Here is a 19,801-nt window from a genome sequence, read left to right as displayed (position 1 = left end):
TCTCGACGGGTCAAACTTATTGTTCGTTGGCAGCTTCTTCACTGCCATGCGGCTTCACAAGCGCCTCCTTCGCCCGCCCACCCGTCGACACGATTTCCTGGTCGATCGCACCGAACAGCGAGCGCCCGTCCATGCCCTTCATCTCGATGCGGATGGTGTCCCCGAACTTCATGAACTCGGTGACGGGCGCGCCGCCCTGAATCGTCTCGATGCACCGCTTTTCGGCAATGCACGAGTAGCCCTTGGGCCAGTCCATCTGGCCGTCTTTCGTCTCCACGCCCTTGTTGCTCACGGTACCGCTGCCCACGATGCTGCCGGCGCGCACGTTGCGCGTCTTGGCAATGTGCGCGATGAGCTGGCCGAAGTGGAAGGTCATGTCGGGGCCCGCGTCGCACATGCCGACCTTGCGCCCGTTCCAGCTGCTGTGCAGCGCCAGGTGCACGCGGCCCTTCTGCCAGGCCTCGCCGAGTTCGTCGAGCGTGACTGCCACGGGGCTGAAGGCGGTGGCGGGCTTGCTCTGGAAGAAGCCGAAGCCCTTGCCGAGCTCGGCCGGAATCAGGTTGCGCAGGCTCACGTCGTTGGCCAGCATCACCAGGCGGATGCCCTCCAGCGCCTGCTCGGGCGTGGCGCCCATCCTCACGTCGCCGGTGATCACCGCGATCTCGGCCTCGAAGTCGATGCCCATGGCCTCGCTGGGCACGATCACGTCGTCGGTCGGGCCGAGAAAGTCGTCGCTGCCGCCCTGGTACATCAGCGGGTCTTGATAGAAGCTCTCGGGCACTTCGGCGTTGCGCGCCTTGCGCACCAGCTCGACGTGGTTCAGGTAGGCCGAGCCGTCGGCCCACTGGTAGGCGCGCGGCAGCGGCGCCATGCACAGGGCGGGGTCGAACGGAAAGGCGTGGCGCGTGCGCCCGGCGTTGAGGTCGTCGTACAGGTCCTGCAGCTGCGGGCTCATGAAGCCCCAGTCGTCCAGCACCTGCTGCAGCCGGCTCGCGATGCCGGTGGCGTAGTGGGCGAGCGTGAGGTCGCGCGAGACAACGACGAGCTGGCCGTCGCGCGAGCCGTCTTTCAGGGTGGCGAGTTTCATGATGCGGTGCGTGCCTGCGTGAATGCGTGAGGGAAGACGCGGCGTGGCCACGAGGCTGCGCGCCGCTCCCACTTAAACTGGTTGAACGGGCGGCAGTGTACCGAGGTGGTCTTGGTGAACCTCCGCGCCAACGCCCCACTCCACACACCGATGTCGACGCTCGTCGCGCCCCCTTCGCCCCCTTCGCTGCCTGCCGGCCCGCCCGGACGTCCGCCCTGGCGGGTGCTGGCCGGGCTGACGCTGGCGGTGGCGCTGGCGCACCTGCTGGTGCTGGGCTTGGCGCCGACGGCACTCGGGCCCGAACCCTCGCCGCTGGCGAACAAGTTCATCACGCGCACGATCGTGATCGCACCTCCCGCGGCGGAGCAAGCTGCGGCGCCACCCGCCGCCGCACCCGCGCAAGCCCAGCCAGCAGCGCCGCCCAAGCCGCGCCGACCGCGCGCGCCGTCGGTGCCCAAGCCGAAGCCGACGCCCCAGGTGGCACCGACGCCCGAGCCCCCGCTGGATGCTTCGGCACCCAAAGACCCCGACACGCCCGACCTGATTGCGCAAGTAGCTACGAATTCAGGAGCAACGTCGCCCGACGCCGCCGCCAGCGCCCCTGCAGACGCGACCACGGCGGCGGGCGGCACCGGCACCGGCGACGGCGCGCCCGGCAGCACGGCAGGCGCCAGCCCGACCTCGGGCAACATCGCCGGCACGCAGTCGCTGCGCATTCCGGGCTCGGTCAAGCTGTCATTCGCGGCCACCGGCCAGCGCGGCGCCTCGCCGATGCGGGGCGTGTTCGGCACGCTGGAATGGCTGCAGGACGGCAGCACCTACGACGCGCGGCTGACGCTCAAGCTGTTGTTCGCCACCATCCTCAGCCAGCACAGCACAGGCCGCATCGGCCCGTCGGGCATCGAGCCCGAGCGTTATTCCGAAAGCCGCAAGGGCGAGGTGGCGGCCCATTTCGTGCGCGACCAGGAGCAGATTTTGTTCAGCAACAACGCGCCGTCCGTGCCCCTGCTGCCCGGCGCGCAGGACCGGCTCAGCGTGGTGATGCAGCTCGGCGGCCTGCTGGCGGGCAACCCGGGGCGCTACCCCGGCGGCAGCCAGATCTCGGTGCAGACGGCCGGCACGCGCGAGGCCGGCACCTGGGTCTTCAACATCGAAAGCGAAGAAAAAGTGACCGTGCAGGCCGGGGAGTACACGGTGCGCAAGCTCACCCGCAGCCCGCGCAGGGATTTCGACGTGAAGCTCGAGGTCTGGCTCGCACCATCGCTGGGCTACCTGCCCGTACGGATCAAACAGACACAGCCCAACGGCGACTTCGCCGACATGGAATTGCGCGAATCCCTGCCCGCCGGGCCGTCGAACTGAGAACAAAGTCACGTCATCGAAGCAGAACGCAAAAATTAACCCGTTAGTTTTACAAAATGACAACCTGTCTTGAAACTGGCGCGTTGATTGCTATCTAACCTCCATGAACGCCATCGACATCCTCACTGGGCCCGCCATGAACATGCTTTATGACTCGGAGTCTTTCGTCGTCGTGCACGTGCAGCCCAACGAGGGCGACGAGCCCCTGCTGCCCAACATGCCCGTCCTGGAGCGCCACGGTTTCGAGATCGTGGACAAGCGCTCGGGCAAGGAGGTCTACCTCGACGGCTCGTGGGCCGAACTGTTCCAGCAGCAAATCGCGGCCTGGCAGCTCAACACCCCCACGCAGGAAGAAGTGGAAGACACGCTCGAGGGCTATGCCGAACTGGCCCACACGCCGGTGCTGGTGCACTGAGCGTCTTTCGCTCCCAGGCATCCAAAGCGCCCCTCCGGGCGCTTTTTTCATTCAGCGGTAGATCCACCGGAACATCGGCCCGACGATCAGCAGCACCGCCACCAGCCGGCACACCTGGAACGCCGTGACCACCGGCACGCCCAGTTGCAGCACCTTGGCCGTGATCGACATCTCGGCGATGCCGCCGGGCGATGTGCCCAGGATCATCGTGGCCGGTTGCAGCCCCGTCGCCCAGGCCAGCAGCCACGCCACGCCGGCGCACAGCACCAGCATGCCGACCGTGCCCAGCACCACCGAGCCCAGCCAGCGCGGCGCGGTGTGCAGAAACTCGCGGCTGAAGCGCACGCCCAGGCTCACCGCGATCACCAGCTGCGCGGCGTTCGACATCCAGCCCGGCACCGCCGACAGCGACTGGCCCGCCACGGTGAAGGCCATCGCCACCAGCAATGGCCCGATGAACCAGGGGTTGGTGCGCTTCAGCGCGCGCATCGCAAGACCGCCGAGGCCGGTCGCCACCGCCAGCAGCGCGAGCCCGCCGAGGTTCACCTCGCGCGCGCCGGGCGGGTTGATTTCGAGCCCGTGCAGGCCGCTCCACTGCATCGCGAAAGGGATCGTCACCGTCACCACCACCAGCCGCAGGCTGTGCGCGGCGGCCACGAGGTCGGTGCGCGCGCCGGCCGATTCGGACAGCAGCGTCATCTCCGACGCGCCGCCGATGGCGCCCGCGAAGTAAGTCGTGGCTCTCATGGAGCGCTCCGGCACATGGGGCATGCGAGCGGCATGCAGCCGGTACAGCCAGCGCCCGAAGCCCCAGCCCAGCAGCAGCGCCCACGCAATGGCCAGCAAGATCGCCCACCACACGCTGGCCACCAGCGACACCACGTGCGGCGTGAAATACAGCCCCAGCGCGGTGCCGATGGTCCACTGCCCCGCGTTGCGCAGCGGCGTGTGGCTGGCCGTGGGCGCACCGGCAATCGACGCCAGCGACACCGCGACCAGCGGGCCGATCATCCAGGGCAAGGGCGTGTGCAGCGCCAGGCAGACGCCCGCGGCAGCGAGCGCCAGCAGCAGCGTGGCCAGCACGCGAACGAAAAAACGGGGAGGCAGGGACAACAGAAGGGACGACAGGGAAAGGCGGAAATGGACGGCACGGCGTGCGCACGCCGGGGCATAGTATGGCGCGATGCCTCTCCAACACTGGCCCGTTAGGGCGTCCCGTTTCCTGTTCCCCGCGCTGGCCGCCACCGCGTTCGCGGGCTGCGCCGCGCTGTCCGGCGGCGCCGATGCGCCGGACGCCCCCATCGCCCAGCGCGTTGCCGCGCTGCAGCCGGTCGACGCCCTGCTGCTCGGTGAACAGCACGACGCGCCCGAGCACCACGTGATCGAACGCGAGGCCGTCGAGGCGCTGGCCGCGCGCGGCCAGCTGGCCGCGCTGGCGCTCGAGATGGCCGAGGAAGGCCGCAGCACCGCGCACGTCGCTCCCACGGCCACCGAAGCGCAGGTGCGCACGGCCCTCGACTGGAGCGACAAGGCCTGGCCCTGGAGCGACTACGGCCCCGCCGTGATGGCCGCCGTGCGCGCCGGCGTGCCGGTGGTCGGCGCCAACATGCCGCGCGTGCGCATGAAGGACGCCATGGCCGACGTCTCGCTCGACGCGCAACTCAACGCCGAGGCGTACACCGCCCAGCAAGCCGCCGTGCGCGACGGCCACTGCGGCATGCTCCCCGCGTCGCAGATCCTCCCCATGACGCGCATCCAGGTCGGCCGCGACCGCGCGATGGCACAGGCCGTCGTCAAGGCGCGCAAGCCGGGCCAGACCGTGCTGCTGATCGCCGGCGCCGGCCACGTGGTGCGCACGCTGGGCGTGCCGCAGCACCTGCCCGACGACGTCAAGGTCGCCGCGGTGCGGCTGATGGCCGCGCCCGCCTCGGCCGCGGTGGTACCCGGCGAATACGACAAGACCTGGCGCACGCCGCCCCTGCCCGAGAAAGACTACTGCGCGGAGTTCAAGCGGCCGTCGAAGCCCTGACCCGAGGCATCCAAAGCCCAGCCCCATGAAAAAAGCCGCGGGTCCGAAGACCCGCGGCTCGCTGCTTCAGCGCCCGGTCAGCGCGCCGAGATCGTCGACACCGCCGAGTTGCCGGTGGCCGATGCGGTGATCTGGTTGCCCGTGGTGCGCAGCGTGCTGTTGCCCACCGCGCCCGAGATCCCCACGCCGAAGTTCACGCTGCTCACCGTGGCCGTCACCGCGCCGGTGTTGACCTGGTAGTTGGCGATGGCCGCGCTGGGCGCGCCGGTGTTCAGCGCCGTCTGCGTCACGCGGTTGGTCGCGCTGTTGCCGAAGGCCTGCGCCGCCAGCGTGTTGCCCGTGACACCCGCCGCGCCGCCCGACACACCCGCGCCGGTCGAGTTGAGCGCCACCTGGTAGCTCGTGCCCACGCTGGTCGCCGACACCGCGCCCGCGTTGGTCTGGCTGTTCAGGATGGCCGCGCTCGCGCTCGCGCCCACGTTGAGCGCCAGCGGCGCACCGATCAGGCTCGACGAACCCCCGGTGGCCGCCGCGCCGTAGCCGCTGCCGCCGCTGGACTCCAGCACATTGGTCGCCGCGTTGCCGCGCGCCAGTGCCACGGTGGTGTTGCCGTCCAGCGAGATGCTGCCGCCGTTGAGCGGTACCGCGCCCGCGAGCGTTGCGTTCGCCACCGTGCTGGCCGTGGCCGTCACGCCGGCCGTGCTGCCCTGCACGTTCACGATGCCGGTGCTGGCGCCCTGCGTCGCGCTGCTGGCCACCGTGGCGGTGTTGGTCGCGCGGTTGGCAGCGGCCTCGGCGAAGGTGCTGTTGCCCGAGATGGTGAGCGCGCCGTTGATCAGGCCCTGCGTGCCGGGCACCGCCGCGTCGTCGTTGCGGATCGACGTGCTGGCCGTGCTGGCGACCGCGGCCGCGGCCGACTGCCGGTTCGACAGCACATGGTCGCCGGTGGCCACCACGTTGTCGGCGCTGCCGGTCTCGTTCAGCGTGGCCGTGCCCGAGGCGCCCAGCGGCAGCGTGTTGGCCGCGCTCACGCTCAGCGTGTTGGTCGCGTCGTTGGTCACGGCCAGCGCCGTGTTGCTGTTGCCCGAGAGGCGCACCGTCGAGGCGGTGGACGCGGCCGGCGCGAACAGTTCCAGCGTGGAAGAGGCGGTGACCGGCGCGCTGCCCGACTGGGTCGACTGCAGCGCCGAGCGCGCCGCCACGTTCGAGCCCGAGAGGCTCACGCTGTTGAGCGCCGTGTTGGCCACGGCCTTGGCGCTCTGGCTGTTGTTCGACACGCTCAACGTGGAGGTGCCCACGCCGGACAGCGCCGCGCTGCGGATGCCCACGCCGCCCGTGGCGGTGGCAGTCACCGCGCCGCTGCCCTGCTGCACGTTCACCAGGGCCTGGTCGGCCGTGGCCAGCACCTGGACGCCCGGTCCTGCCGCCGCCACGGCCGTCGGGAGCAGGCCCCCGACCAGGGCGCCGCCCTTCACGTCGATGCTGTTGGTGGCCGCGTTGCCCGTGGCGGCGACGGCATTGCCGTTGCCCTCCAGCGTGGCGCTGCTGCCCGCGAGCGCGTTGGCGCCGGTGAGCGTCAGTCGCGTCACGCTGTTGCCGCTGGCGGCCACGGTGGCGCTGCTGTCCTGCGCGTTCAGCACCGCGACCTTGGCCGACTGCGACGCGCCGCCGCTCGACGAGGCCGCGTTGGTCGCGCGGTTGGCCGAGGCTTCCGCGTAGGTCGTGTTGCCGGTGATCGCGAAGCTGCTGTTCACGAGCCCCGCGTTGCCGGCCACGGCACGGTCTTCGTTGTAGAGCGCGGTGTCCGCCGTGGTGGTGACCGACGTGCCGGCCGACTGGACGTTCACCAGCGCCAGGTCACCTATCGCAAGGCTCGAAGCCGGCACCGGCCCCTGCAGGATGACCGCGGGAATGCCGATGCCGCCCGAGGTGCCGCCCGTCACCGCCACCGTGTTGCTCACGTCGTTGATCACGCCCACCGCCGTGTTGGCGTTGCCGGCGATGCGCACCGTCGAGCCCGACACCGAGGCCGGCGCGAAAGCCTGCGTGAACGAACGCGACACCACCGTCGCCGTGCTGCCCTGCGCGGACAGCAGCGCGGCGCGCGCCGACACATCGGTGCCCGCCAGCGACACCGCGTTGCTCGCGGTGTTGGCCACCGCCTTGGCGCTTTGCGTGTTGCCCGAAACGCTCAGCGTGGAGCCGCCGATCGCGGCGCCCGGCGCCGTGTCCACACCGAAGGCCGCCGCCACACGGGACGACACCGTGGAGCCGGTCACCCGCTGGATGTTCGACAGCGCATGGTCCGACACCGCGCCCGTCACGCCGCCGAAGCTGGCCGCGCCGCCCACCGGCAGGCCGTTGGCCGCCGCGACCGTGTTGCCCTTCACGTCGGTGCGGTTGACCGCGGCATTGCCCGTGGCCGAGCCGCTGGCCGCATTGCCGTCGACGCTCACCTGCGAGCCCTGGATGCTCGCGCCGTTCAGCACCACGCGCACGCCGTCCTTGTTGGTGAGCGACGCGCCTTCCTGCCCGGTCAGCGAGAACACCGAGGCGCTGGTGAGCTGCAGGTTCTGCACCGCGGTGGTGGTCGCCACGCCGACCGCGTTCACGCCCACGCCGTTGGCCGCGGTGTTGCTGGTGGCGTCCGCCAGCGTGGTGTTGCCGTCGGCGTCCACCTTCGCGTTGGTGACGGCGCCGCCGATGGTGGTCAGCACCTGGGCACCGCCGCTGCGCTGGGCCTCCACCCGGCCCTGGCCCGACTGCGCGTTCTGCACGCTGAAGGCGGCGTTGGTGTTCAGCGTGGTGCCGGTCAGCGTGGCGCCGCTGAGCGCGAAGCCGGTCGTGTCGATGTTGTTGCCGCTCGCCTGCACCGTGTTGCCGGTCGCGCGGCTGCCGATGGCCAGGGCCTGCGCCGTGTTGCCGGAGGTGGAGACCGACCCGCCCGACAGCGTGCCGCCCACCGTGGTGCGAACCATCGTGCCGCCGGCGGCGATGGCCGAGATGTTGGTGGCGTTGCCCGCCACCGCCTGCGTGTTGGTGACGTTGGCCACCGACGCATTCGCGCCGCTCAGGTTGTTGACCTTCAGCGCGAGGCCGCTGGCCGCGTCGTTGCCGTAGGTGGCGGCCACCAGCGCGTTGCGGTCGCTCGCCACGCTGGCGCCCGCGACATTGCCCGCCACCGTCAGCGCCACCGTGTTCGCCCCGGTGGCCGAGCTGCCGATGTTCGCCTGCACCGACTGGTCGTTCAGGATGCCGTAGGCCGCGCGCACCGTGGGCTGCGTGGCGGCCGTGTTGTCGAAGGCCAGGCCCTTCGTCAGGTCGACCGTGACGGCCGAGGCCGGCGTGCCCGCGCCCGGGGCCACCGCCAGGTTGCCCGCGGTGACGCCCACCGTGTTGGTCGCCGCGTTGCCGTAGGCGATGGCGCGCTGCAGGTTGTCGGTGAGCGCCACCGAGCCGCCCGTGACGTTGCCGCTCACGCCGATCGACGCCTTCGCGTCGTTCAGCCCCGCGCCCACGCCGGAATTGGCGTCGGCCATCTGCACGCTCGAAATGCCCGCGCCCGTGCCGACCGCGTTGCCCGACAGGGTCAGCGTGCTGGTGGCGCCGTTGCCCAGCGCCACCGCCTCCTGGCGGTTGCCGGTCAGTGCCAGCGTGTTGTTGGCAATGGGTGCGCCGCCGCCGTTGGCGGTCAGCGCGATCTGCGAACCGAAGTTCAGGGCCGCGACGCCGCCGTTGTACATGCCCTGCAGGTTGGTGACGGTGGCCGCGCCGCCGGCCGACACGCGCCCGTCGGAGCTGGTGCCGCCGGTGAGCACCGCGCCGGCGTTGCCGATGTTCAGGCTGGCGGCCTGCAGCGCCAGGCCCTGGCTGATCTGGTTGCCCTGCGCGGTGGCCGACGAGGTGTTGCCGGACACCGTGACCGTGCTGCCCTGGGTCTGGCCCGCGCCGGGCGACTCGCCGGTCTGCGCCGCGATGACCGACGGCGTGATGAAGGCCGTCACCGGCGCATTGAAGTTGGCCTGCTGGTTCGACACCGCGGCCGTGCCGGTGAACGACGCGGCGTGGCTGCCGGTGGCGATGGCGCTGGACGCCGTGTTGCCCGTGGCGTCCGCCGTGACGCTGTTGCCCGCCAGCGTGAGCACGCCGCCCTGGATCGACTGCACGCCGGCCAGGATCTGCGCACCCGCGGTCTGGCCGAAGGTGGTCACGCCGATGTTGCCCTGGCTGTTGACGATGGCCAGGTCGCTTTTCACGTTCGTGGTCACGCCCACGCCGTTGTGGGTGCTGTTGTTGGCGGCCGTGGCCGCCGTGCCGATGCCCGCGACCGTGACGTCGCCCACCAGGATGCGGTTGCCCGCCACGCCGGCGGTGGCGCCGAGCGCCTCGTTGCCGGTGGCCGCGCTGGAAATTTCATTGCCCTGCACCGACAGCGAACCCTTCAGCACGTTGGCCCCGCCCAGGGGCGCGCCGCTCACGATGCCCAGGATCACCGAGCCCGTGTTGACCGCCGAGTGCGTGGCCGCGAGGATGCCGTTGCCGTTCGCCTGCAGGTTGGCGACCACCGCCGAGCCCGCGAAGGCCGGTGCGCCGCCCGCCTGGATGTCCGCGGTGTTGGTGGCGCTGTTGGCCTTCAGCACGGCCGAGATCGTGTTGCGCTCCAGCACCGCCGCCGTGGTCAGCGTGTTGCCCGCGTTCGCGGTCAGCAGCAGGTCGACCGTGTTGCCCGACACCAGCGCGCCGGAGCTGCTGCCCGTGGCCGCCTGCAGCGTGGTCACCACGATGTTGCCCTTGGCGTCGAACAGCGGCGCGCCGGCCGGATAGGTCAGCACCGAGGTACCGGCCTGCGGCACTGCGCCCACCGCGGCGGTGCCCGACACCACCGAGTTTGCGCTGTTGAGGGTGGTGGCCGCCGAGATGGTGTTGTCCGCGTTCACCACGCTGCCCGACTGCAGCACGCTGGACTCCAGCGCCAGCTTGCTGGCGGTCACGCTGCTGTTGATCGCGCCGCTGTTGGTCGACACGCCCAGCGTGGCCGCGTTGTTCACCGGCGTGGGCGACGGCGACTGGATGGCGTTGGCAAAGCTGTTGCCGGTGGCGGTGGCGCCGATCAGGTTGCCGGTGGTGCTGGCCGCCACCGGGTTCGGGTTCGACGGCGTGCCCGTGGAGGTCGTGCCCACGGTGGCGCCGGTGATGGTGGCGCCGACGTTCGCCGTGTTGTCGATGTCGGCGTTCACCGTCGGCGTGCCGGTGGCGGTGCCGTTGTAGGCGGCATTGACCGACGTTTCCGCGGCGTGCGCGCCGGCGGCGGCGATCAGCGCCATCGCCACGGCCGAGCCGATGCGGCTGCGGCTGAACATGGGCGCGCGTGCGGCGCGGCTTTGGATCTTGCGTGCTTTCATTGCGTGACTCCTGGAATGTGGGAAGCGGACTGGGTCGAAAAAAGAAAAGGATTGCCGGCGGGCGTTCAGTCGGCCTTGGCGGCAACGACGGAAGCAGCAAGTGCAGCAAGTGCAGCGGGTGCAGCGGATTCAGCAGATGCAGAAGGCGTGGCGGGCGTGGCCGGCGCAGCGCCGCTCACCACCGGGCTGCCGACGCGCAGCTTGGCGATCTCCTGCAGGCCCGGCCCGTCGCGGTGGATCGAGGTGTCGGCCGCGTCGGGCCGCCACGTGACGCTGATGGCGCCCGGCGGCACGCCGCGGTTGGCCAGCGCGGAGGTGACGGCCGCAATGCGCTGGTCGGTCAGTTCGTCGCGCTTGCGGGCGTCCCAGTTCTCGGTGTCGCGCGCCACCAGCACGATGTCGCTCGCGCCCTTCTTGGCGGCGCCCGCGATCTGGTCGATCAGCGCCAGCGTGCTGCCGCCCAGCGTGGTCGCGCCGAAGTCGAACGGCACCTGCGTGGCAGTGCCGGTGAGGCGCGCGCCGCCCTGGCCGGCCGCGTTGACCGCCACGCCGCTTTGCACCACGGGCGTCGTCACCGCCGCGCCGCCCACCGTGGCGTCGCCGGGGTTGTCGACCTTGCGCAGCTGGTCGGCGGGCACCAGCCCGATCGGCTCGCCGCCGCCCGGGCGCATGGTCATGCAGGGCCGGTGGTCGACCTGCGTGACCGTCGCCATGAGCCGCACCACGCCCTCTTCAAGCGCGGCGCGCACGCCCATCTGCACCGGCTCCTGGCCCTTGGCGCCGATGTCCACGTCGTACAGCTTGCTGCCGAAGAAGCGGAACACGTTCAGGCCCACTTCGTAGCCGTTGAACTGCTTGGTGAGGCTCACCGTGCGCACCACCATCAGCGTCTTGGTGTCGACGATGCGCAGGTCCACGCTCACCGACTGGCTGAAGGTGCGCGCCTTCACGCCCACCTGGTTCACCGCGAACTCCGCGCCGCCCGAGTTGATGTTGTAGTTGAGCTCGGTGATGCCTCCCACGATGAAGTAGTCGGACTTGTTGATGGTGCCGCCGAAGTACGGCAGCCACGGCACGTTCTGTCCGCCGTTGGGGCCGCCGACCTGGTGCGTGCGGCCGTCGCCGAGCTGGCGGCGGTCGGCATAGGCCAGCTCGCGCTCGGCGATCACCGGGTCGAAGCGCTCGGCGATGCTCACCGCGCCGCCGAGCTTGCCCAGCGCCGAATACACCATGAGCGCACCGCCCTGCGTGATGGCGTTGCCCTCGTTGATGCTGTACTTGCCGGTGTAGTCCTTGACGTCGCCCACGCCGATGACGATGGGCGCGCGCCGCGTGGCCGCGATGTGGTCGGCGTAGCAGGCGAGCACCGCCTCCATCGGCGTGACGTTGTCGCGCACCGCGGGGCCGAGCACCACGGGGGCCTCGCCGGGCGCAAAGCGTTGCTGCGGCGCGGAGACGCAGGCCGCGAGCAGGGCGGTCGCTGCCGCGGCCGTGGCCAGGCGAGCAAGAGAGCGTGCGAGTGGACGCGCGGAAGAACGCGCGAAAGAGCGCGTGAAGGGTCGTGTGATGTGCATGGTGCGCGTCCCGTTCAATTGAGAACGCCGAAGGCGCAGGCCGAGCTGCCGCCCACGCTGGCCGTCTGTGCGCCCGCGTTGCCTTGCGTCGAGTTCAGCGCCTGATTGGCCGCGCCCTGCACCTGCGTGCTGGTGCCGCCCACGACGGCCGAGCCGACCGCGCCGGCATTGGCCTGCGAGGTGCCCACGGTCGCGCCGCCGAGCGTGCCGACTGCCGTGCGGCTGTCGTTGCCCGAGGCGGCCGAACTCGCACCCGAGGTCGACGGCGAGTTGGCCGTCGTGCTGTTGTTGCCGTCGTTGCCCGTCGAGCTCGCGGAGACGCTGCAGTTGTACTGGCGCCCGATGGTCGTGTTGTAGACCGGCGCCGCGTAGTAGCCGCTCTTCTGCTTGCGGATCATGTCCTGGATGGCGGCCTGGTTGACCTTGTCGGTGCTCGTCTGGAACTGCCACGACGCGTTTTCACCGGCGTTGTTGGCGAGCGCCAGCGGCGCCGCGCATGCGGCGGCAAGCGCGAGCGCGGTCCACCGCGCTGGACGGTTGCGACAGCGTCGGGGCCCCAAGGCACCGGCGAAGAAAAATACGCGTGGCATGACTGCTCCTTTCGGGAAACTGCACTCTGCGAATTCCAGAGGGCTGCGTTTGCGAAGGGATGCTATGGATCGGCCGGCGCGGCTGGTATCCCGAGAACCGGTGGAACTGAGCAGAACTACCCGATGCCGTAGCCACCGGATTCGGTGGTTGCCCGGTGCGCGCACGGGTGCGTTTCGATGGCCGAAAAAAAACGGCGAGGAGCGACGCGTCGTCGCTCCTCGCCGTGGACCGGCGCGGCCGGCAGGGCCGGCTCAGTCGATCAGGCGTGCGCCTTGATCGAGTCGGCCAGCGTGTTCACCAGCGTGTCGATGTGCGATTTCTCCACGATGTACGGCGGCGCGATCACCAGCACGTCGCCCGCGGCCCGCACCAGCGCGCCCTTGTGGAAGCAGTCCAGGAAGATGTCGTAGGCGCGCTTGCCCGGCAGGCCCGCGATGGGCGCCAGTTCCACCGCCGCGGCCAGGCCGAGGCTGCGGATGCCGACCACGTTGGGCAGGCCCTTGAAGGCGCTGTGGAAGGCGTCGCCCAGCACCTTGCTCATTTCGCCGGCGCGCGCGAACAGGTTCTCCTGCTTGAACAGGTCGAGCGTGGCAACGGCCGCGGCGCACGCCACCGGATGGCCCGAGTAGGTGTAGCCGTGGAAGAACTCGACAACGTGCTCGGGCGCGTCGGTCTTCATCATCGCGTCGTAGAGCTTGTCGCGGCAGATCACGCCGCCCAGCGGAATCACGCCGTTGGTCACGCACTTGGCGAAGTTCAGCATGTCGGGCACCACGCCGTAGTAGTCCGACGCGAAGTTGGCGCCCATGCGCCCGAAGCCGGTGATGACCTCGTCGAAGATCAGCAGGATGCCGTGCTTGTCGCAGATCTCGCGCAGGCGCTTCAGGTAGCCCTTGGGCGGCAGGTACCAGCCGGCCGAACCGGCCACCGGCTCCACGATGATCGCGGCGATGTTGCTCGCGTCGTGCAGCGGCAGGATGCGCGTTTCGAGCTCCACCAGCGGGTCTTCGGCCCACACCGGTTCCTGGTTGTGGATGTAGGCGTGGTTCACCGGGTCGTGAATGAAGCGCATGTGGTCCACGCGCGGCAGGAAGGCCGAGCCGAACACCTTGCGGTTGCCCGGAATGCCGCCCACCGACATGCCGCCGAAGCCCACGCCGTGGTAGCCCTTCTCGCGGCCGATGAACACGTTGCGGTGGCCCTCGCCGCGCGCGCGGTGGTAGGCCAGCGCCACCTTCATCGAGGTGTCGGCGGCCTCGCTGCCAGAGTTGCAGAACAGCACCTTGTTGAGGTCGCCCGGGGCCAGCGCGGCGATGCGCTCGGCCGCCTCGAAGGCGCGGTCGTTGCTGACCTGGAAGGCGGTGGCGTAGTCCAGCGTGTCGAGCTGCTTCTTGATGGCTTCGTTGATCGGCTTGCGGTTGTGCCCCGCGCCCACGCACCACAGCGAGGAGATGCCGTCGATCACCTTCTTGCCGTCGTGGGTGGTGAACTCCATGCCGTCGGCCGCGACGAACACGCGCGGGTCTTTCTTGAAGTGACGGTTGGGGGTGAAGGGCAACCACTGGTTGTCCATGTTGAAGTCCTGATGGGCCATGTCTCGCTCCTGCGGGTATGTGGTGGACGAAAATGACGATTCTGGCACCCCTGCCACAATTACGCCCCTCATGACGACCCAAACGCCTCCCTCGCCGGCCTACATCCTCACCCTCTCCTGCCCCGACCGGACGGGCATCGTGCATGCCGTGTCGGGCTTCCTGCTCGAACGCGGCGCCAACATCGAAGAGGCCGCCCAGTACAACGACCACGGCACCGGCCTGTTCTTTATGCGGGTGCGCTTTGCCGGCGGCGCGCACAGCGACGCGGCACTGCGCGAGGAACTGAAGACCTTCGGTGCCGGCTTCGGCATGAACCTGCAGCTGCACGCCGCCGCCGAGCCGATGAAGACGGTGATCCTGGTGAGCAAGGAAGGCCATTGCCTGAACGACCTGCTGTTCCGCTGGAAGAGCGGCCTGCTGGCCATCGACGTGCGCGCCATCATCTCGAACCACCGCGAGTTCTACCAGCTGGCCGCCAGCTACAACGTGCCCTTCCACCACATCCCGATGACGGCCGCGACCAAGGCGCAGGCCGAGGCGAAAGAGCTGGAAATCATCGAGGCCGAAGGCGCCGAGCTGGTGGTGCTGGCGCGCTACATGCAGATATTGAGCAACGACCTGTGCCGCAACCTGGCCGGGCGCGCCATCAACATCCACCACTCGTTCCTGCCCAGCTTCAAGGGCGCCAAGCCCTACTACCAGGCGCACGACCGCGGCGTGAAGCTCATCGGCGCCACCGCCCACTACGTGACGGCCGACCTCGACGAGGGCCCGATCATCGAGCAGGACGTGGCCCGCGCCGACCACACCGCCACGGTCGAAGACCTCACGGCCCGCGGCCGCGACACCGAGACCCAGGTGCTGGCCCGCGCGGTGAAGTGGCACAGCGAGCACCGCGTGCTGCTGAATGGGCACCGCACGGTGGTGTTCAGGTAACGCGAAAAAGGCCTGCCTCCGCTCAGGAAGCAGGCCCTGCGGCTGCCAGGGTTGCACCGCCGGTTCCGGCGGTTCGGATTGTTCGGCCTGCGGCCGCAGTCCGCCCGCGCCCCGTGCAAGCTCACTCCCGCAGTTCCTTGAGGTCGATGGCGGCGCTCATCGCCGCGTGCCCGGCCTGGTTGGGGTGCAGGTGGTCGCCCTTGTCGAGCTGCGGATTGAGCGCCTGCGGATCGGCCGGGTCGCGCAGCGCGGCGTCGAAGTCGATGATGCCGTCGACGTCCTGCAGGTTGCGAATCCAGCGGTTCACGGCCATGCGCATGGCTTCGTTTCCCTGGTTCCAGTACGGCGTGTTCTTGAACGGCGGCACCGTGCCGATGAGCACTTTCACGCCCTTGGCGCGCGCCTGCTTGACGAGCTGCGTCAGTCCCTCGGTGATGCGCTCGGTGGTCGGCATGTCGCGCGGCGCGATGCTCAGGCCGGGCATGTTCGCCAGCACGCTGCGGCCGATGTCGTTGGTTCCCAGCAGCACGATGACGTGCGTCACGCTGCTTTGCCCCAACGCGTCGCGTGCAAAGCGCGAGAGCCCGCTCGGGCCGATGCCGTCGAGCAGCAGGCGATTGCCGCCGATGCCCGCATTGAGCACCGCCACGTCTTCCTGCGCATGCGGTCCGTCGCGCAGGCGCGTGGCCAGCAGGTCCGGGTAGGCGCCTTCGGTGGACTGCGCACCGCCCGAGGTGATCGAGTCGCCGAAGGCCACCACCGTGCGCACCGACCTGGAAGTGAGCACGTCCAGCCCGGTGATGACGTGGTTGAGCCCCCCCAGCCGGGTGGCGCCGCGCAGCTTCGGCGTTGCGACCGCATTGCCGCTCGCCACCCAGCTCGTGTCGGGCGACTGCATGTGCACGGTGGCGGCAGGCAGGGTGCCGTCGAAGAACGCACTGACCGCGACGGTCTGCCCGGCTTCGATCTTCAGGTCCACGCCGTCGCTCCAGGCGTCCGCGCCGGGTGCGAGCGTGAGGCTCGTGCGCCCGCCGAAACGCAGCATGCGCAGCGAGGCGGGCGACAGCGCATCCGCCCCGGTGCTGCGCGCCACGCTCGCCGCCGCGATGCGCATGGGCACCTTGCCGAAGCGGTTCGAGAAGCGGATGCGAATGTGTTCAGCGTCCAGCGTGGGCTGCAGCAGCTGGCGCAGCGTTTGCGCATGGAAGGCATTGCCGACCAGGCCGGGCAGCTCGCCGACGGCCGGGTTGGCGGCCAGCTCGCGAAAGTCCAGCGGCGCCACCGCCCATGCGGCCACCCAGTGCGCATCGGCGGGTTGCTTGGGCGTGTGCTCGGTGGGAATTGCCTGGACGCCGAAAGCCAGCGCTGCCAGGCAGAAAGCGGCCAGCCAATGCGCCAGGGCAACCTCGCGCACATGAGCCAACCAACGTGAAACCAATGTCATGCAGGCAAAGGTGTTCAGTGTAGGCAGCTACTTTGACCCTTGCGTGACGAGGTCTAGCCATGTAGTTACCAAGTGTCCACGTAGGACGCGACGGGTTGCAGCGCCCGCGTGGCCGATGCCAGCCCCCGCACCAACCAGGTGCGCGTGTCGGCGGGGTCGATCACCGCGTCGATCTCCAGCGTCTGCGCCATGTGGATCGCTTCGCCGTTCGCGTACTGCTGGGCCACCAGTTGCTTGAACAGCGCGTCGCGTTCCGCACCCTCCGGCGCGGCGGCCAGTTCCTTGCGGAAACCCAATCGGACGGCACCTTCCAGGCCCATCGCGCCGAATTCGCCGGTGGGCCAGGCCACGGTGAACACGGGCGCATCGAAGCCGCCCGCCGTCATCGCCTGGGCGCCCAGGCCGTAGCCCTTGCGCAGCACCACGGCGAAGAACGGCACGCGCAAGTGAGAGGCCACCATGAACATGCGGCACACGTGGCGCACCTGCGCCTGCGCCTCGATCTCGGGCCCGACCATGAAGCCGGGCGTGTCGCACAACGACACAATTGGAAGGCCGTGCGCATTGCACAGCTGCATGAACCGCGCGGACTTGTCGGCCGCTTCCACGTCGATGGCGCCGCCCAGGTGGTGCGGGTTGTTGGCCATCAGGCCGACCGGCCGGCCCTCGATGCGTGCCAGCGCGGTGACGATGCCGGCACCGAAGCCCGCGCGCAGCTCGAGCAGCGAGCCGGTGTCGGCCACGCCGCGCATGGCGGCGCGCACGTCGTACACGCGCAGCCGGTTCTCGGGCACCACGTGGCGCAGCGTGCGCGGGTCGGCGCATTGCCAGCCGGTGGTCGGGCCCTGGAAGTACGACAGGTACTGCTTCGCCGCGGCCACGGCGGCCGCTTCGTCGTCCACCAGGATGTCGATCACGCCGTTGCGCGACTGCACGCTGCTCGGGCCGATCTGCTCGGGCGCGAAGGTGCCCAGTCCGCCGCCCTCGATCATCGCGGGGCCGCTCATGCCGATGTTGCTGCCCTTGGTGGCGATGATCACGTCGGCGCAGCCCAGCAGCGCCGCGTTGCCCGCGAAACAGCGGCCGTGCACGATGCCCACCACCGGCACCTTGCCCGACAGCGCGGCGAACTGGCTGAAGGTGTGGTTGTTCAGGCCCGCGACGATGGGCATGTCGGTGTCGCCCGGCCGCCCGCCGCCGCCTTCTGCGAACAGCACCACCGGCAGCTTCAGCTGGTGCGCCACCGACAGCAGCCGGTCGGTCTTGTGGTGGTTGCGCATGCCCTGCGTGCCGGCGAGCACCGTGTAGTCGTAGGCCAGCACGGCGCAGCGCGACGCCTCGGGGCCGAACTGCTTCGCGTTGACGCCGCCCAGCCCGGTGACCATGCCGTCGGCGGGTGTGTTGGCGATCAGGTCTTCCAGCGTGCGGCGGCGCGTTTGCGCGGCGATGGCGAGCGCGCCGTATTCGATGAAGTTGCCGGGATCGCCGGCCGTGTCGCACAGGTCGGCGATGTTCTCGCGCGCGGTGCGCCCGCCCTGTGCGTGGCGCTTGTCGACGGCGGCCTTGCGGTTGGTGTCCAGCGTGGGCGCATGGCGGTCGATGACCTTCTGCAGGTCGGGGCGGATCGCCCCCAGATCGTGCGCGGTGCGCGCCTCGGCTTGCGCGGCCTGCGCATCGACGGCTTCCAGCTGCACCAGCGACTGGCCTTCGACGAGGTAGTCCCCGGGTGCTGCCAGCAGCGCGACCACGCGGCCTGCCACGGGCGCGTGCAGCAGGTGCTCCATCTTCATGGCCTCGAGCACGCCGAGCTGTGCGCCGGCGGGCAGCACGTCGCCCACGGCGACCTCGAACTGCACGAGGCGCGCGGGCATCGGGGCCTTGACGGTCAGTTCGTCACCGTCGTCGACAACCGCAGCTTGCGCCGCCGATGCCGCCCCTGTCTTCTTCGCGTGCTTGTCGAGCTCGGCCGCTACCGCCAGCAGATCGCCCAGATGCGCTTCCACGAAGCGCGTGTGCACCGCCTGCGTCGCGAACTCCGGCCGCGCCGCAATGGCGCGCAGCAGCGACAGGTTGGTGGCGATGCCGTCGATGCGGCACTCGTCCAGCGCGCGCAGCGAACGCCGCAGCGCGTCTTCGAAACGCGGCGACGGCGAATGCACGATGAGCTTGGCCAGCAGCGTGTCGTAGTGCGGCGAAGGCGCCAGGCCCGCGTAGCCGTGCGTGTCGACGCGCACACCGGGGCCCGAAGGCAGGTCGAAGCGCGCGAGCGTGCCGCCCGACGGCCGCGCATTGCCTTGCGCGTCGAGCGTCTCGGCGTTGATGCGCCACTGCAGCGCAAAGCCGCGCTGCGGCGCGGTGCCGTCGGCCTGCACGCCGAGTTCGCCCAGCGACTGGCCGCCGGCCACGGCGATCTGCAGCTGCACCAGGTCCAGGCCCGTGACCGCTTCGGTGACCGTGTGCTCGACCTGCAGGCGCGGGTTCGCCTCGATGAAGACGAAGGGCAGCGTCGCCGACGCCGCATCGACCAGAAACTCGAAGGTGCCGAGTCCGCGATAGCCGACCGTCTTCGCCATGCGCAGCGCCGCCTGCGTGACCTGCGCGCGCAGGGCGTCGGGCAGCGAAGGGCTGGGCGCGATTTCCACGAGCTTCTGAAAGCGCCGCTGCATCGTGCATTCGCGCTCGCCGAGGCTGGCGACAGCGCGGCCGTCGCCCAGCACCTGCACCTCGATGTGCCGCGCGTTGCGCATCAGCCGCTCGACGTACACGCCCTCGATGCCGAACGCGGCCCTGGCCTCGGACATGCAGCGCGCATGCGCCTCGGGCAGTTCGTCGGCATTCAACACCGCGCGCATGCCGCGCCCGCCGCCGCCGCCGATGGCCTTGACCATCACGCCCGCGCCCTGCGCATGCTGCTCGGCGAAGAAGGCCTGCGCCTGCGCGAGCGTGACCGCGCCTGCGCTGCCCGGCATCACCGGCACCTCGCATTGCACGGCCAGCGCGCGGGCGCGCGCCTTGTCGCCGAACAGGCCGAGCTGCTCGGGCGTCGGGCCGATGAAGACCAGGCCGGCGTCCGCGCAGGCCTGCGCGAAATCGGCGCGCTCGCTGAGAAAGCCGTAGCCGGGATGCACCGCGTCGCACCCCTGGGCCTTCGCCACCGCGATCAGCGCGGCGACATCGAGGTATGCGGAAGGCCCGGTCGCATCGAGCGCCACGGCGGTATCGGCCAGCTGCACATGCAGGGCGGCGGTGTCGTCTCGCGCATGCACCGCCACGCTGGCAAGCCCCAGGTCGCGCAGCGCGCGCACCAGACGAACGGCGATCTCGCCGCGGTTGGCAATCAGAACTTTGGAGAACAAGCGGAACCTC

The 19,801-nt window shown here is 70.2% G+C and carries 12 protein-coding genes; 4 read left to right on the top strand and 8 right to left on the bottom strand.

All coding sequences use genetic code 11. From position 1 onward, the window contains the following. Positions 1-16: 16 nt before the first annotated feature. On the bottom strand, positions 17-1,087 hold the full coding sequence (locus ACSFA5_RS32040; RefSeq protein WP_435448085.1) for a fumarylacetoacetate hydrolase family protein: 1,071 nt from the start codon (positions 1,085-1,087) through the stop codon (positions 17-19). A gap of 150 nt (positions 1,088-1,237) precedes the next feature. Between ACSFA5_RS32040 and ACSFA5_RS32035 the strand changes: the two genes are divergently transcribed. Both ACSFA5_RS32035 and ACSFA5_RS32030 read left to right on the top strand, forming a co-directional pair. Continuing rightward, positions 1,238-2,449, top strand: a complete 1,212-nt coding sequence (locus tag ACSFA5_RS32035) for a DUF3108 domain-containing protein (protein ID WP_435448084.1) — start codon at positions 1,238-1,240, stop codon at positions 2,447-2,449. A 103-nt stretch (positions 2,450-2,552) separates the two neighbouring features. Then, entirely contained in the window at positions 2,553-2,864 is a 312-nt protein-coding gene (locus tag ACSFA5_RS32030; protein WP_435448083.1) for a BTH_I0359 family protein, read from the top strand. 51 nt (positions 2,865-2,915) lie between these two features. Here the strand turns inward: ACSFA5_RS32030 and ACSFA5_RS32025 are convergent, their stop codons facing one another. Further along, positions 2,916-3,971 carry an AbrB family transcriptional regulator gene (locus ACSFA5_RS32025; RefSeq protein WP_435448101.1) on the bottom strand — a complete coding sequence of 352 codons (1,056 nt, stop codon included), beginning with the start codon at positions 3,969-3,971 and terminating at the stop codon, positions 2,916-2,918. A 76-nt stretch (positions 3,972-4,047) separates the two neighbouring features. Here ACSFA5_RS32025 and ACSFA5_RS32020 point away from each other — a divergent pair, with 76 nt between their 5' ends. Further along, positions 4,048-4,893 (top strand): ChaN family lipoprotein, encoded by an 846-nt coding sequence (locus ACSFA5_RS32020; RefSeq protein WP_435448082.1) that lies wholly within the window; start codon positions 4,048-4,050, stop codon positions 4,891-4,893. Between the two features lie 77 nt (positions 4,894-4,970). On the opposite strand, the gene ACSFA5_RS32015 is transcribed toward ACSFA5_RS32020, so the two are convergent. From ACSFA5_RS32015 to aptA, 4 genes are all read right to left on the bottom strand, one after another. Then, entirely contained in the window at positions 4,971-10,295 is a 5,325-nt protein-coding gene (locus tag ACSFA5_RS32015) for a beta strand repeat-containing protein (RefSeq protein WP_435448081.1), read from the bottom strand. Between the two features lie 65 nt (positions 10,296-10,360). Further along, positions 10,361-11,869, bottom strand: coding sequence for a CsgG/HfaB family protein (locus ACSFA5_RS32010; protein WP_435448080.1), 1,509 nt, complete (start codon positions 11,867-11,869; stop codon positions 10,361-10,363). A gap of 14 nt (positions 11,870-11,883) precedes the next feature. Continuing rightward, complete coding sequence (locus ACSFA5_RS32005) at positions 11,884-12,459, bottom strand: hypothetical protein (protein WP_435448079.1); 576 nt, start codon at positions 12,457-12,459, stop codon at positions 11,884-11,886. Positions 12,460-12,719: 260 nt separating this feature from the next. Then, entirely contained in the window at positions 12,720-14,054 is a 1,335-nt protein-coding gene (gene aptA, locus ACSFA5_RS32000; RefSeq protein WP_435448078.1) for an omega-aminotransferase AptA, read from the bottom strand. Between the two features lie 70 nt (positions 14,055-14,124). On the opposite strand from aptA, the gene purU reads away from it, so the two are divergent. After that, positions 14,125-14,991, top strand: a complete 867-nt coding sequence (gene purU, locus ACSFA5_RS31995) for a formyltetrahydrofolate deformylase (protein ID WP_435448077.1) — start codon at positions 14,125-14,127, stop codon at positions 14,989-14,991. Between the two features lie 121 nt (positions 14,992-15,112). Here purU and ACSFA5_RS31990 read toward each other — a convergent pair whose 3' ends face one another. Further along, entirely contained in the window at positions 15,113-16,435 is a 1,323-nt protein-coding gene (locus tag ACSFA5_RS31990; protein ID WP_435448076.1) for an SGNH/GDSL hydrolase family protein, read from the bottom strand. 65 nt (positions 16,436-16,500) lie between these two features. Continuing rightward, a complete protein-coding gene (locus ACSFA5_RS31985; protein ID WP_435448075.1) occupies positions 16,501-19,791 on the bottom strand; it encodes a carboxyl transferase domain-containing protein in 3,291 nt (1,096 codons plus the stop codon). Positions 19,792-19,801 lie beyond the last annotated feature (10 nt).

This window comes from Variovorax monticola, from assembly GCF_051216855.1.
Lineage (GTDB): Bacteria > Pseudomonadota > Gammaproteobacteria > Burkholderiales > Burkholderiaceae_C > Variovorax.
This window is presented reverse-complemented; position numbering and strand designations above follow the sequence as displayed.